13 protein-coding genes are annotated in these 14,211 nt (G+C 74.3%); 7 read left to right on the top strand and 6 right to left on the bottom strand.

The genetic code is table 11. The features are described 5' to 3' along the window. Positions 1 to 120: 120 nt before the first annotated feature. The gene (locus KPF22_RS08105) at positions 121 to 1,569 is read left to right on the top strand and encodes an MFS transporter (protein WP_224401628.1); all 1,449 of its coding nucleotides are present in this window, start codon (positions 121 to 123) and stop codon (positions 1,567 to 1,569) included. A gap of 173 nt (positions 1,570 to 1,742) precedes the next feature. On the opposite strand, the gene gatB is transcribed toward KPF22_RS08105, so the two are convergent. Genes gatB through gatC form a run of 3 tightly spaced genes read right to left on the bottom strand, consistent with a single transcriptional unit; the run spans position 1,743 to position 5,073 of the window. Continuing rightward, positions 1,743 to 3,245 (bottom strand): Asp-tRNA(Asn)/Glu-tRNA(Gln) amidotransferase subunit GatB, encoded by a 1,503-nt coding sequence (gene gatB / locus KPF22_RS08100; protein ID WP_224401627.1) that lies wholly within the window; start codon positions 3,243 to 3,245, stop codon positions 1,743 to 1,745. Beyond that, positions 3,242 to 4,750, bottom strand: a complete 1,509-nt coding sequence (gene gatA, locus KPF22_RS08095) for an Asp-tRNA(Asn)/Glu-tRNA(Gln) amidotransferase subunit GatA (protein ID WP_208819669.1) — start codon at positions 4,748 to 4,750, stop codon at positions 3,242 to 3,244. Before gatA ends, gatB begins: the two co-directional genes overlap by 4 nt. Continuing rightward, complete coding sequence (gatC, locus tag KPF22_RS08090; RefSeq protein WP_020622204.1) at positions 4,747 to 5,073, bottom strand: Asp-tRNA(Asn)/Glu-tRNA(Gln) amidotransferase subunit GatC; 327 nt, start codon at positions 5,071 to 5,073, stop codon at positions 4,747 to 4,749. Before gatC ends, gatA begins: the two co-directional genes overlap by 4 nt. Positions 5,074 to 5,411: 338 nt before the next feature. Between gatC and KPF22_RS08085 the strand changes: the two genes are divergently transcribed. Continuing rightward, a complete protein-coding gene (locus tag KPF22_RS08085) occupies positions 5,412 to 6,068 on the top strand; it encodes an amino acid-binding protein (RefSeq protein WP_073578441.1) in 657 nt (218 codons plus the stop codon). A gap of 152 nt (positions 6,069 to 6,220) precedes the next feature. Here KPF22_RS08085 and KPF22_RS08080 read toward each other — a convergent pair whose 3' ends face one another. After that, complete coding sequence (locus tag KPF22_RS08080) at positions 6,221 to 6,940, bottom strand: 3-keto-5-aminohexanoate cleavage protein (RefSeq protein WP_208819667.1); 720 nt, start codon at positions 6,938 to 6,940, stop codon at positions 6,221 to 6,223. Between the two features lie 237 nt (positions 6,941 to 7,177). Then, positions 7,178 to 9,589, bottom strand: coding sequence for an NAD-dependent DNA ligase LigA (gene ligA / locus KPF22_RS08075; RefSeq protein ID WP_308010372.1), 2,412 nt, complete (start codon positions 9,587 to 9,589; stop codon positions 7,178 to 7,180). Between the two features lie 126 nt (positions 9,590 to 9,715). Here ligA and KPF22_RS08070 point away from each other — a divergent pair, with 126 nt between their 5' ends. From KPF22_RS08070 to KPF22_RS08055, 4 genes are read left to right on the top strand one after another with little or no spacing between them, the layout of a single operon-like run. Then, positions 9,716 to 10,099, top strand: a complete 384-nt coding sequence (locus KPF22_RS08070) for an ankyrin repeat domain-containing protein (protein WP_224401626.1) — start codon at positions 9,716 to 9,718, stop codon at positions 10,097 to 10,099. 3 nt (positions 10,100 to 10,102) lie between these two features. Then, positions 10,103 to 10,501 (top strand): VOC family protein, encoded by a 399-nt coding sequence (locus KPF22_RS08065; RefSeq protein WP_224401625.1) that lies wholly within the window; start codon positions 10,103 to 10,105, stop codon positions 10,499 to 10,501. 9 nt (positions 10,502 to 10,510) lie between these two features. Next, positions 10,511 to 12,142 carry a peptide chain release factor 3 gene (locus KPF22_RS08060; protein WP_062397186.1) on the top strand — a complete coding sequence of 544 codons (1,632 nt, stop codon included), beginning with the start codon at positions 10,511 to 10,513 and terminating at the stop codon, positions 12,140 to 12,142. A 4-nt stretch (positions 12,143 to 12,146) separates the two neighbouring features. After that, positions 12,147 to 13,031 (top strand): DMT family transporter, encoded by an 885-nt coding sequence (locus KPF22_RS08055; RefSeq protein WP_224402396.1) that lies wholly within the window; start codon positions 12,147 to 12,149, stop codon positions 13,029 to 13,031. Here the strand turns inward: KPF22_RS08055 and KPF22_RS08050 are convergent. Beyond that, entirely contained in the window at positions 12,996 to 13,502 is a 507-nt protein-coding gene (locus KPF22_RS08050; RefSeq protein WP_224401624.1) for a MarR family transcriptional regulator, read from the bottom strand. The genes KPF22_RS08055 and KPF22_RS08050 overlap by 36 nt on opposite strands. A 65-nt stretch (positions 13,503 to 13,567) precedes the next feature. Between KPF22_RS08050 and KPF22_RS08045 the strand changes: the two genes are divergently transcribed. Further along, entirely contained in the window at positions 13,568 to 14,038 is a 471-nt protein-coding gene (locus KPF22_RS08045; RefSeq protein WP_224401623.1) for an SRPBCC family protein, read from the top strand. Positions 14,039 to 14,211 lie beyond the last annotated feature (173 nt).

The raw sequence follows: 14,211 nt of genomic DNA, 5'->3' as shown, positions 1-14,211 counted from the left end.
GTACCGATCCTGCATCCCGCTGTCGCCCACTGTTGCACGGTCTAATATATCAATGTTAGAACAGGCGCCGCACCGCATGCCGGGACGTCCCGGCACGCGCCCGGACGGCGAAGGGGCCACATGATCGAGAAGCCGCGCAGGAGCCGTCGCCGGATCCTCGACACCGCGGTCGAGGACGAGGCCACCGTCCGCCGGGCCGCCACCGCGGCGTCGGTGGGCAACGTCGCCGAGTGGTACGACTTCGGGATCTACTCCTACCTGGCCGCGGTGGTGCTGAACCGGGTGTTCTTCCCGGACGCGGGCCGGTGGTCGCTGGTGCTGACCCTCGCCGCGTTCGCGGCGGCGTTCGTCGCCCGGCCCTTCGGCGGGTTCGTGTTCGGCCACCTCGGCGACCGGGTGGGCAGGCCGCGGGTGCTGGCCGCCACGGTGCTGCTGATGACCGTCGCGACGGTGCTGCTCGGGCTCGTCCCGTCGCACGGCACGATCGGCGTCGCGGCGCCGGTCCTGGTCGTGCTCATCCGGATGCTGCAGGGCTTCTCCGCGGGCGGCGAGTACACCGGCGCGCTCACGTTGGTCGCCGAGTACGCCCCCGACCGGCGGCGCGGCTTCTTCGGCAGCTGGCTGGAGTTCGGCACGATCGTCGGCTACTCGCTCGGTGCCGGCGTCACCGCGGCGCTGGTGACCCTGATGCCCGACGACGACCTGCTCGCCTGGGGCTGGCGGATCCCGTTCCTGCTGGCGTTCCCGCTCGGCATCGCCGGCGTCTACCTGCGGCTGCGCCTGGAGGACACGCCGGCGTTCCGCCAGCTCATGGAGCGCTCCCCCGCGCTGGTCACGATGACCCACGGCCGCGCGTTCGGGATCCTGGTGAAGCGCTACCGCTCCGCGGCGCTGGTCACCGCCGGTCTGGTGATCGCCTGGAACGTCACCAACTACGTGCTGACCGCGTACGTGCCGACCTACCTCACCGGCACCCTGCCCCGCTCCGGCGCGGCCGGCACCAGCCGGGAGGTCGCGACCCTGCTGCAGGTCGGGGTCACCGTGCTCGCGCTGGCCGCGGTGGTCGTCGTCGGGCGCTGGAGCGACCGGATCGGACGGCGCCCGCTGCTGGCGGCCGGGAGCATCGGGCTGGTCGTGCTCGGCCTGCCGATCGTGTGGCTGCTGCAGCTCGGGCTCGCCGGGCAGGCCACCGGCCTGGTACTGCTGGCCGCGATCCTGGTCTGCTTCGCGGGCGTCTGCCCGTCGACGCTGCCCGCCCAGTTCCCCACCCTGGTCCGCTACGCCGGTCTAGGGCTGACGTTCAACCTGGCGGTGTCGCTGTTCGCCGGGACGGCGCCCGCGGTGATCGAGGCCGCGGTGACCGCCACCGGGAACCTGGACTGGCCGGGCTACTACCTGATCGGCGCCGGGCTGGTCGGGCTGGTCAGCGTGTGGTTCCTCGTCGAGCCCGCCGGGAGGCCGCTGCCGGGCGCCGCTCCGCTGGAGTTCGCCGGGGACGTGCCCGAGGCACCGGGCGGGGACCCGGGCGCCGCCGGCCCCGACGCGACGGCGACCCGCGCCTCCGGCTGAGCGGCCCGGCCGCTCAGCCGAGCAGCACGACGGTGGCCGCGGAGCAGCCGCACGCGGCGAGCAGGCCCGCCGTGCCGACCGCGGCGAGGAACTGACGGCGGGTGGCGTTCCTGACGCACGAGCCCCGGGCGGACGGTGTCCGGCCGGGGCCCGTGCGTGTGGCGCAGGAGGGGTCAGGCCCCGACCCGCTCGACGATCAGCTCCCGGACCCGCTTGGCGTCGGCCTGGCCCTTCGTCGCCTTCATGACCGCACCGACGATCGCCCCGGCGGCCTGCACCTTGCCGCCGCGGATCTTCTCCGCGACGTCGGGCTGCTCGGCCAGCGCCGCGTCGACGGCGGCGATCAGTGCGCCCTCGTCGGAGACGACCTTCAGCCCGCGGGCCGCGACGACCTCGTCCGGGCCGCCCTCGCCGTCGAGCACGCCGTCGACGACCTGGCGGGCGAGCTTGTTGGTCAGCTCGCCGGACGCGACCAGCTCGATCACCCGGGCGACCTGCTCCGGCGTGATCGCCAGGTCGGCGAGCTCGACCGAGCGGGTGTTCGCCTGCTGGGCGAGGTAGGACACCCACCACGAGCGGGCCTCCTGCGAGGGCGCGCCCGCCGCCACGGTGGCCTCGACCAGCTCCAGCGCCCCGCCGTTGACCAGGTCGCGGATCTCCTCGTCGGAGATGCCCCACTCGGTCTGGATGCGCCGGCGGCGCTCCCACGGCAGCTCGGGCAGGGTGCCGCGCAGCTCCTCGACCCACTCGGCCGAGGGCGCGATCGGGACCAGGTCGGGCTCCGGGAAGTACCGGTAGTCCTCCGAGGTCTCCTTGCGCCGCCCGGCGCGGGTGTGGCCGGTGGACTCGTCGAAGTGCCGGGTCTCCTGCACGATCTCGCCGCCCGCGTCGAGCACGCCGGCCTGCCGGCCCATCTCGTGCCGGACCGCGCGCTCGACCGACCGCAGCGAGTTGACGTTCTTCGTCTCGGTGCGGGTACCCAGCGCGCCGCCCTTCGGCGAGAGCGACAGGTTCACGTCGGCGCGCATCGAGCCCTGGTCCATCCGGACGTCGGAGACGCCCAGGGACTGGATCAGGTCGCGCAGCGCGGTGACGTAGGCGCGGGCCACCTCCGGGGCGCGTGCCCCGGTGTCCGGGATCATCTTCGTGACGATCTCGATCAGCGGGACGCCCGCCCGGTTGTAGTCCAGCAGCGAGTGGTCCGCGCCGTGGATGCGACCGTCGGAGCCGCCCACGTGCAGCGACTTGCCGGTGTCCTCCTCCATGTGCGCGCGCTCGATGCCGATCCGGACGACCTCGCCGTCGTCCAGGGTCAGGTCCAGGAACCCGTCGACGGCGATCGGCTCGTCGTACTGCGAGGTCTGGAAGTTCTTCGGCATGTCCGGGTAGAAGTAGTTCTTCCGGGCGAACCGGCCCCACGGCGCGATCGAGCAGTTCAGCGCCAGGCCGATCCGGATCGCCGACTCCACCGCGGCCCGGTTCACCACCGGCAGCGCGCCGGGCAGGCCCAGGCAGACCGGGCAGACCTGGGTGTTCGGCTCGGCGCCGAACTCCGTCGGGCAGCCGCAGAACATCTTGGTGTTCGTCGACAGCTCGACGTGCACCTCGATGCCCAGCACCGGGTCGTAACGGGCGACGACGTCGTCGAAGTCGACCAGCTCCACGGACGTGGTCATGCCCTCACCCCAGCAACCTCCGGGACACGGGCGATCAGCGGACCGCCCTCGTCGGCGTCGCGGGCGGCCTCGAACGCCGCCCCGACGCGGTACATGACGGCCTCGCCGAGCGCGGGCGCCATGATCTGCAGACCGGTCGGCAGCCCCTCGGAGATCCCGTTGGGCACCGACATGCCGGCGACCCCGGCCAGGTTGGTCGGGATGGTGGCCAGGTCGTTCAGGTACATGGCCAGCGGGTCGTCGACCTTGTCCCCGATCGGGAACGGCACGGTCGGCGCGGTCGGCGACACGAGCACGTCGGCCTGGGCGAACGCCGCGTCGAAGTCCCGGCTGATCAGCGTGCGGACCTTCTGCGCCTGCCCGTAGTAGGCGTCGTAGTAGCCGCTGGACAGCGCGTAGGTGCCGAGCATGATCCGCCGCTTGACCTCGGGCCCGAAGCCCTGCTCGCGGGTGTTGGCCATGACCTCCTCCGCGGAGCGGCCCTGCGCCGCGCGCAGGCCGTAGCGCATGGCGTCGAACCGGGCGAGGTTCGACGACACCTCGCTCGGCAGGATCAGGTAGTACGCGGCCATGCCGTACTCGAAGTGCGGGCACCCGACCTCGACGATCTCGGCGCCCAGCTTCTCCAGGCTGCGCAGCGACGCGTCGAACGCCGCCCGGACGCCGGGCTGGTAGCCCTCGCCCCCCAGCTCGCGCACGACGCCGACCTTCAGCCCGGACAGGTCCCCGGTCGCGCCCTGGCGCGCCGCCTCGACGACGGCCGGGACCGGCCGGTCGATCGAGGTCGAGTCGCGCGGGTCGTGACCGCCGATGACCTCGTGCAGCAGCGCCGCGTCCAGCACGGTGCGCGCGCACGGCCCACCCTGGTCCAGCGACGACGCGCAGGCGACCAGCCCGTAGCGGGAGACCTGGCCGTAGGTGGGCTTGACGCCGACGGTGCCGGTGAACGCGGCCGGCTGGCGGATCGAGCCACCGGTGTCGGTGCCGATCGCCAGCGGCGCCTCGAACGCGGCCAGCGCGGCCGCCGAGCCGCCGCCGGAGCCGCCCGGCACCCGGGAGGTGTCCCAAGGGTTGCGGGTGACGCCGTACGCGGAGTGCTCGGTGGACGAGCCCATCGCGAACTCGTCCATGTTGGTCTTGCCCAGGATCGTGATCCCGGCGGCGCGCAGGCGCGCGGTGACCGTCGCGTCGTAGGGCGGCTGCCAGCCCTCGAGGATCCGCGAGCCGCAGGTGGTGGGCATGTCGGAGGTGGTGAACACGTCCTTGAGCGCCAGCGGCACCCCGGCCAGCGGGGACTCCGGCGCCTCGCCCGCGGCGATCCGTTCGTCGACCAGCGCGGCGCCGGCCAGCGCGGACTCGGCTCCGACGTGCAGGAACGCGTGCACCTCGCCGTCGACGGCGGCGATCCGGTCGAGGTGGGCCTGCGCGGCCTCCACGGCGGAGACCTCACGGGAGTGGATCTTCTCGGCGAGCTCGGCGGCGGTCAGCCGGATCAGGTCGCTCACTGCTCCTCCCCCAGGATCCGCGGGACGCGGAAGCGCCCGTCCTCGGCGGCCGGGGCGCCGGCGAGCGCCTGCTCCTGGCTCAGGCCGGGGCGGCGCTCGTCCGGGCGGAAGACGTTCTCCAGCGGGACGGCGTGCGAGGTCGGCGGGATGTCGTCGGCGGCGACCTCCCCGACCCGGGCCACCGACCCGATGATGACGTCGAGCTGGGACGCGAAGGTGTCCAGCTCGGAGTCGGTGACGGCCAGGCGGGCCAGCCGGGCGAGGTGTGCGACCTCGTCCCGGGTGATGACCCCGCCCGTCCGCTCCGCGGAATCGGCGGTCATGCCCCTCCTCGAGATGGTGTCCGATGATGACGACGGCGGGTGGACGGTCGTGGCGGTGCCGTGGCAGCGGCGACGACGGTGCGACCGCCGGTCCGGCTGCCGACACGACCCGGTCGCTCCCGCGCGCGCCGGTCTACCCGTCGAGTCTATTCCCGCCGGTCCACCGGCCGGTCGCCCCCCGGTGACCGGGCGCGCACACGCCGCTGCGGGTGGCGGGTGACCGAGGGGACCGTGGGTGGCAGGATCATCGTTCCCGCCCGGAACCGCTCCCCGCCGCTCCGGTGCGGTGCATGCGCGTGCCGACGAGGCGCCCGCTGTCGAGGGAGAGGATCCACTCCGTGTCGTTCCTGCTCCGGGTCGTCCTCCCGGACAAGCCCGGCAATCTCGGCGCCGTCGCGTCCGCACTCGGCGGGGCCGGGGCGGACATCCTGAGCGTGGACGTCGTGGAGCGTGGCGACGGCCAGGCGGTCGACGACATCGCCGTCGAGCTGCCGACCAACCGGCCGCCGGACGTGCTCATCACCGCTGCCGAGTCGGTGCCCGGGGTGTCGGTGGAGTCGGTGCGCCCGCACACCGGGCAGCTGGACACCCACCGCGAGCTGGAGCTGCTCGACGAGATCGCCGGCGACCACGCGCACGGGCTCGACCTGCTCGCCGCCGAGGTGCCCAGACTGTTCCGCGCGGGGTGGGCGCTCGTCGCGGTCAGCGAGCACGGCCGCTCCTACCGGATCGCGGAGAGCTCCGCGGCGCCCGAGACCCGGTCCGGGGACCTGCCCTGGCTGCCGCTGGACCGGGCGATCGCCCTCGACGAGAGCCACTGGGTGCCCGAGCCCTGGCGGGCGATGGACACCGAGCTGGCCGCCGCGCCGTTCGGGACCGGGGTGCCCCCGAAGACGCTGGTGGTCGGGCGGCCGGGTGGGCCGGTGTTCCGGCCGTCGGAGCTGGCGCGGCTGGCGCACCTGGCCGGGATCGTCGCGACGGTCCTGAAGGCCTGACCGCCGCGCCACCGCACCCCTCCCCCCCCCCCCCCCCGGGCCCGGGCCCGGGGGCTGCTCCCAGGGGAACTCTCGTAGCGCTCTAAGCCACGAGAGTTCCCCTGGGAGCAGCGCCGGGAGTGGACGAGCGGCCGGGGCGACGGCCCGGCGGGTCAGACCCGGATCGACAGGGCGGTGCGGACGAGGTCGTCGTTGCCGGTCGCGAGCCAGCCGTCGGGGCGGACCAGGACGTCCTCGAAGCCGATCCGGCTGTCGATGTTGACCCGGGTCGCGTACTCCAGCACCGGCCAGGCGCCCTCCTCCTCGCCGTGCAGCAGCACGGGGACGGGGGGCTGACCGAGGGCGCGCAGGATCCGGATGCCCTCGGCGACGGCGGTCTCGGGGTCGATCACCGTCGACTCCGCGATCACCCGCCGGGTCCCCGGGGGCAGCCCGTTCTGGCGGAGGGTGACGGCGTCGCCGCTGGTCCAGACGCCGAGCTCGACGGCGATGCCGACCGACCACGCGGCGTGGCAGACCTCGGTCCAGCCGAGCTCGTGCACGTTGACGCCGCACACGTCGGGCTTGCCGGAGCCGAGCCGGCCCCAGGACAGGACGGTCTCGACACGGTCCTTCGGGTCGGGCTGGATCCAGCGCCCGGTCGGGACCCCGATCTCGATGCCCGGGGCCTCCTGGCGGATCAGCGAGACGACGTCGCCGACCACGGCGGGCTCGATCGACTCGGCACCGCTGTCGTCGCGCGGGTGCACGTGCACCGAGGTGACGCCGAGCCGGGCGACGGCCCGGGCGTCGCGGGCGAGGTGGCGGGCCAGGGTCGGCAGCGCCGGGTGCGCGTCCGCCGGTCGTGAGCCGTTGAGCGCCGCCTGCAACACCGTGTGTTCCCCGATCCGAGTGGTCGTGCTCCCGCGGGAGGGCCCCGCCGTGCGACCGAGAGTAGGCGGTGATCGACCCCGGCCCGCGGCCGGGCGCGGGCGCGCCCGGGGGACGTCGACGTCCGGCCACCGGGCCGCGCCGGACGACGAACACGCCCGGTGAACGGTCGCTCACCGTCGGCGTGGCGCACGCCGTGTCGCCGGACGGCGCGGACCGGACGGCGCCGGGCCCGGCGGTCAGGCGTCGGCGGCCTGCTCGCGCGCCGCATCGGGACCGCGGTCGAGCAGGACCGAGAACCCGGCCTCGTCCAGCACCGGCACCCCGAGTTCGACGGCCTTGTCGTACTTCGAGCCGGGCGCCTCCCCCGCGACGACGAACGCCGTCTTCTTCGACACCGACCCGGCCGCGCGCCCGCCGCGGGCCATGATCGCCTCCTTGGCCTCGTCGCGGGACCAGTTCTCCATCGAGCCGGTGATCACGATCGAGAGGCCCTCCAGGAAGCGGGGCACCGAGTCGTCGACCTCGTCCTCCATCGCGACGCCCGCCGCCCGCCACTTCTGCACGACCTCGCGGTGCCAGTCGACGGAGAACCAGTCCCGCACCGCCGCCGCGATGGTCGGGCCCACACCGTCGACCCCGGCGATCGGGGCGAGTGCCTCGGCCACCGCCTTCGCCCGGGCGCGCGCGGCCGCCCGCTCCTGCTTCGCGGCCTCGGCGGCCGCGGCGTTCTCGTCGGCGTTCTCCGCGCCGTCCACGCCCTCGGCGCCGTCCACACCCGTGGCGCCGTCCACGGCCTGCGGGGAGTCCGCCGCCCCGGCGGCGGTCGCAGCCTCCGCCTCCGCGGTCTCGACGTCGCCGGCCGCCTCGGCGGCGGCCCCCTCGGCCGTCGGCGCCGCGGCCTCGGCCGCGGCGTCGTCCTCCCCCGCCGTCCCGTCGGAGACGATCGCGACCCCGGCCGCCTCGGTGTCCGCCCTCGCCTGCGCCGCGGCGCGTTCCAGGGCCTCCATCGACCCGAACTCGCGGCCCAGCGCCTGCGCGGCGGTCGGCCCGACGTGGCGGATCGACAGTCCCACCAGCACCCGCCACAGCGGCCGGTCCTTCGCCGCCTCCAGGTTCGTGAGCAGCTTGCGGCCGTTGACCGTCAGCTCGCCCTTCTGGTTGCGGAACAGCTCGGTCCGCAGCAGGTCGTCCTCGGTCAGGGCGAACACGTCACCCTCGTCGGTCAGCACGCCCGAGGTCAGCAGCGCCACCGCGGCCTCGTAGCCGAGCCCCTCGATGTCGAACGCGCCGCGGCCCGCGACGTGGAACAGCCGCTCCCGCAGCTGAGCCGGGCAGGAGCGGGCGTTCGGACAGCGCCGGTCGACGTCGCCCGCCTTCTGCTGCACGAGCGCGGTGCCGCACTCGGGACAGTGCGTCGGCATCACGAACTCGCGCTCGGAGCCGTCGCGCACGTCGGTGACCGGACCCAGCACCTCGGGGATCACGTCGCCCGCCTTGCGGATGACCACCCGGTCGCCGATCAGCACACCCTTGCGGCGCACCTCGTCGGCGTTGTGCAGGGTCGCCATCTCGACCGTGGACCCGGCGACCTTCACCGGCTCCATCACCGCGAACGGGGTGACCCGGCCGGTGCGCCCGACGTTGACCCGGATGTCGAGCAGCCGCGTGGTGGCCTGCTCCGGCGGGTACTTGTAGGCGATCGCCCAGCGCGGGAACCGGGAGGTCGCACCGAGTCTGCGCTGCAGCGCCACCTCGTCGACCTTCACGACGACGCCGTCGATCTCGTGCTCGACGTCGTGCCGGTGCTCGCCCCAGTGCTCGACGTACTCGATCACCTTCTCGATGCCCTGCAGCACGGTCGTGCGCGGGGAGATCGGCAGGCCCCAGGCGACCAGCGCGTCGTAGGCGTGGGACTGGGTGTCGGGGGTGAACCCCTCCCGCTTGCCCAGGCCGTGGCAGATCAGCCGCAGGTTGCGCGAGCCGGTGACCCGCGGGTCCTTCTGCCGCAGGGAGCCGGCCGCGGTGTTGCGGGGGTTCGCGAACGGCTCCTTGCCCGCCTCGACCAGCGAGGCGTTGAGGCGCTCGAAGTCCTCCAGCCGGAAGTAGACCTCGCCCCGGACCTCGACCAGCCCCGGCACCGGGAACTCGTCGGTGCCGGTGAGTTGCTCGGGCACCTCGGCGAGGGTGCGCATGTTGAGCGTGATGTCCTCGCCGGTGCGCCCGTCGCCGCGGGTCAGCGCGCGGGTGAGCCGCCCGTCGGTGTACAGCAGGTTCACCGCCAGTCCGTCGATCTTGAGCTCGCACAGGTAGTGCAGGTCCTCGCCGACCTCCTTCGTCACCCGCTCCTGCCAGGTGCGCAGGTCCTCGGGCGAGAAGGCGTTGTCCAGCGACAGCATCCGCTCGAGATGGTCGTGGGCGGTGAAGTCGGTGGAGAACGTGCCGCCGACGCGCTGGCTCGGCGAGTCCGGCGTGACCAGCTCGGGGTGCGCCTCCTCCAGCGCGAGCAGCTCGTGCCACAGCTCGTCGAACTGGCCGTCGGAGACGACCGGCGCGTCCAGCACGTAGTACCGGAACTGGTGGTCGGCCACCTCGGCCGCCAGCTGCGCGTGGCGCTCGCGGGCCTGCGGGGCGTCGGACTGGGAGCTCACGACGCGCAGGTTAGCGGCGACCCCCGACAGCCACCCGTCGCCGAGGGTTCCCGGACGGGTGGCGGGCCGGTCCGGTACCGCGGTCGCCGCCCGGCGGGGTGGCCGCGGCACCCCTACCGTGGCGGGGTGGACCAGGCCGCCGTGGAACTCGCGCACCGGATGTTCGACCTGGCCCGTGAGGGTGCGGCGGAGCAGCTGGCCGCCTACCTCGACGCGGGCGTCCCGGTCGGCCTGACCGATCCCAAGGGCGACACCCTGCTGATACTCGCCGCCTACTACGGCCACGACGCCGTCGTCGTCGACCTGCTGGCCCGCGGCGCGGCGCCGGACCACACCAACGACCGCGGCCAGACCGCGCTCGCCGCCGCGCTGTTCGCCCGGTCGGCGCCGTCGGTGACCGCGCTGCTCGCCGCGGGGGCCGACCCGCACCACGGCAGCCCGTCGGCGTGGGCGACCGTCGAGCACTTCGACCTGCCCGACATGCGGGCGCTGCTGGAAGCGGGGGCCTGAGCCGTGCTGCGGCTGGGGTTCCCGGTCGTCGGCGTCGCCGATCTCGACCGGGCCGCCGCGTTCTGGGCCGCCGCGCTGCACCTGCAGGTCTCCGAGGAGTGGGCGAGCCCGTCCTGGCGCACCCTGACCGGCCCCGGCGGCGACCGGGTACTCGGCCTGATGCGCAGTGCCTCCCCACCCGAGCCGAGGCCCCGCCTGCACCTCGACCTCCTGGTCGACACCACCGACGAGCAGGAGGCCGAGGTCGCGCGGCTCGGATCGCTGGGGGCGACCCTGCCCGACCGGGACGGCTACCCCGCCGAGCCGGACTTCGTCGTCCTGGCCGACCCCGACGGCAACGTGTTCTGTGTGGTCGACCTGAGCCGGGCGCCGTCGTCGGGGGCTGTCGGTGGCGGCGCCTAGAATGCGGGTGTGAGCACCACCGAGAGCGACGCCCGGCAGCCCGGATCCGCCACCGACGCACGCGTCGTCGGCGAGACCGCCCGCCGGCGCACGTTCGCGGTGATCTCCCACCCCGACGCGGGCAAGTCGACCCTGACCGAGGCGCTGGCGCTGCACGCCGAGGTCATCGACTCCGCCGGTGCGGTGCACGGCAAGTCCGGCCGCAAGGGCGTCACCTCGGACTGGATGGAGATGGAGCGCGCCCGCGGCATCTCGGTGTCCTCGGCGGTGCTGCAGTTCGCCTACCGCGACTGCGTGATCAACCTGCTCGACACCCCCGGCCACGGCGACTTCTCCGAGGACACCTACCGGGTGCTCGCCGCCGTCGACGCCGCGGTGATGCTGCTCGACGCCGCGAAGGGCCTCGAGCCGCAGACCCTCAAGCTCTTCGACGTCTGCCGCTCGCGCGGCGTCCCGATCGTCACGTTCGTCAACAAGTGGGACCGGCCCGGCCGCGAGGCCCTGGAGCTGCTCGACGAGGTCGAGCAGACCATCGGCCTGCGCCCGATGCCGCTGACCTGGCCGCTGGGCATCGCCGGACAGTTCAAGGGCCTCATCGAGCGCACCACCGGCGAGTACACCGCGTTCACCCGGGCCGCCGGCGGCGCCACCAAGGCCACCGCGCAGGTCGTCGACGCCGAGACCATCGCCGCGCAGGAGCCGGAGTACTGGCAGAACGCGCAGGACGAGCTGGGCCTGCTCGACGAGATCGGCGCCGGGTTCGACGAGGAGGGCTTCCGCTCCGGCAAGGCCACCCCGGTGCTGTTCGGGTCGGCGCTGTCGAACATCGGCGTCGCCCGGCTGCTCGACTCCCTGGTCGACCTGGCCCCGCCGCCCGCCCCCCGCCCGGACGTGAAGGGCGACGACCGCCCGCTCGAGGCGCCCACCTCCGGACTGATCTTCAAGGTCCAGGCCGGCATGGACAAGGCGCACCGCGACCGGATGGCGTTCCTGCGGATCTGCTCGGGCCGGTTCGAGCGCGGCATGGTGCTCACCCACGCCGCGACCGGCAAGCCGTTCGCCACCAAGTACGCCCAGTCGGTGTTCGGCGCCGAGCGCAAGACCGTCGAGGAGGCGTTCCCCGGCGACATCGTCGGCCTGGTCAACGCCACCGCGCTGCGCCCCGGCGACACCCTCTACGCCGCCGACCCGGTCGAGTTCCCGTCGATCCCGGCGTTCGCCCCCGAGCACTTCGCGGTGATCCGCGCGAAGGACGCGGGCAAGTACAAGCAGTTCCGCAAGGGGATCGAGCAACTCGGCAACGAGGCGGTCATCCAGATCCTGCGCTCGGACCTGCGCGGCGACCAGGCGCCGGTGCTCGCCGCGGTCGGGCCGCTGCAGTTCGACGTCGTCACCACGCGGCTGGAGACCGAGTTCAACGCCCCGGTCACCCTGGACCGGCTGCCGTACCAGATCGCGCGCCTGGTCGACGCCGAGGCGGTCGAGAAGCTGGCCGGGCAGTCCGAGTGCGAGGTCCTGCGCCGTGACGCCGACGGCGAGCACCTCGCGCTGTTCACCAACAAGTGGCGGATGGACATCATCCAGCGCAAGTTCCCGGACATGCGATTCGAGGCCATGCCCGCCGGATCGTCGATCTCCTGATCCGCTGAGCACCGTCGCCGCGGTCGGCGCCGCGCTGCTGTCGGCGCTGCTCTTCGCGCTCGCCGCCGTCGCCCAGCAGACCTCGGCGGCGGCGGACCCGCACGACCGGGGGCTGCGGATGCTGGCGCGGCTGGTCCGCGACCCGCGGTGGCTGGCCGGGTCGCTGGGCGACACCGCCGCGTTCGCGATGCAGGCCGTCGCGCTCGGGTTCGGGTCGCTGCTGCTGGTGCAGCCGCTCATCGTGACCCAGCTGGTGTTCGCGCTGCCGCTGGCCGCGTGGTGGGCCGGGCGGCGCCCGTCGCGCCGCGAGCTGGTCTGGGCCGCGGTGCTGGTGGTGGCGCTGGTGCTGTTCGTGACCGTCGGCGAGCCGACCGCCGGGGTCGACCGGGCGGGCCTCGCGGCCTGGGCGCCGACCGGGTCGGTGCTGCTCGTGCTGTTCGCCGCGTGCCTCGTCGCGGCCCGGAGCGCGACCGGCACCGCCCGGGCGCTGCTGCTCGCCGCGTCGACCGGGATCGCCTACGGCGTCGTCGCCGCACTCACCCTCGGTGTGGTCGACACGCTGTCCGACGGGCTCGTCGCGCTGCTGACGTCGTGGGAGACCTGGGCGCTCGCGGTCGCCATCGTCGGGGGCACGCTGCTGCAGCAGACCGCGTTCCAGGCCGGCGCGCTCGGGGCCTCGCTGCCGGCGGTGGTCGTCGGGGAACCGGTGGTCGCGGCGGTCGTCGGGGTGACCGTGCTCGACGAGCGGCTGGCCACCGGCGGGGCGGGGTGGCTGCTCGTCGCGATCCTGGTGGTCGTGCTCGTGGTGGCGACGGTCGCGCTCGCGCGGGCGAGCGCCGAACCCGGCGAGCGGTCAGGGGTCCTCGACACCGGCGAGCAGGCGTCGTAGCAGCCCGTCGAGGAGGGCGCGGTCGTCCGGGCCGAGCGGGCCGAGGATCCGCCGCTCGTTGTCGACGTGGTCGGCGACGGCCCGGTCGACGAGCTCGCGGCCGGGGTCGGTGAGACGGACCAGGATGCTGCGGCGGTTCTCCGGGTCGAGGTTGCGCTCCACCCAGCCCGCGTCGTCGAGCCGGTCGAGACGGTGGGTCGTCGCGGCCGGGGACAGCATGAGCGCGCGGCTGAGCCGGGTGGGGGTCAGTACGTACGGCGCACCGGCCCGGCGCAGCGCGGCAAGCACGTCGAACTCCCCGGTCCGCAGCCCGTGCGCGGCGAACACCCGCTCGACCCGGGGTGCGACGAGTGCGGCGAACCGGCCGAGCCGGCCGATTGTCGCCATCGCCGCCAGGCCGTCCGGGGAGAGGTCGGGGCGCTCGTGTCGCCACTGGTCGACGAGGTCGTCGACGGCATCGCGTTCGGGCACACCTCGATCGTAGGTCGCCGTCGAAAACATTGTGCTCAAATATTTCGACATCGTACTGTTCGAGCATGACGACACTCACCGTCTCCGCCGCCACGACCGTCGGCGCGCCGGCGGCCGACGCCTGGACCGTGCTCGCCGACTACGCCCGCGACCGGCAGTGGCGGGCGGGGGTGCGCTCGATGGTCCCCACCCCGCCGGGCCCGGTGGGGCCGGGTACGACCACCCGGGAGGTGCTGCGGGCCGCGGGCCGGACCACCCGCAACGACGGCGTGGTCACCGACGTGACCCCCGGCCGCAGGTTCGCCTGGCGGACCACGTCCGGCGTCGACGCCGACGGGTCGCGCGAGGTCGAGCCGCTGCCGGACGGCTCGTGCCGGGTCCGGCTGGGGCTGCGCGTCCGGCCGCCGGGTCTGCTGCGGCTCGTCCCCGGCCCGCTGCGGTGGCTGCTCGCCCGCGGGCTGCGCGGCGACCTCGACCGGCTCCGTGCGCTCGTCGAGACCGGCCGCGCGACCCGACCCGCCTGCGAGCGGTCGTGACGCCCATCTGGCGAGCCACGAGCACGCGATCGGGGCCCATCGCCGCTACGGCGCCGGCCGGACCGTCGTCAGCTGGCCCGAGGTGGTCGTGCTGCCCGCAGCGCGCGGTTCGAGCAGGTGAGCTGCCCGCCGACGGTGGGGCTGCCGCACACGCCGACCCTGCCGCAGGTGCG

The organism is Pseudonocardia sp. ICBG1034 (assembly GCF_020131375.1).
Taxonomy (GTDB): Bacteria; Actinomycetota; Actinomycetes; order Mycobacteriales; family Pseudonocardiaceae; genus Pseudonocardia; species Pseudonocardia alni.
Note: the sequence above shows the minus strand (reverse complement) of the source record. Positions and strands in the feature narration are given on the sequence as shown.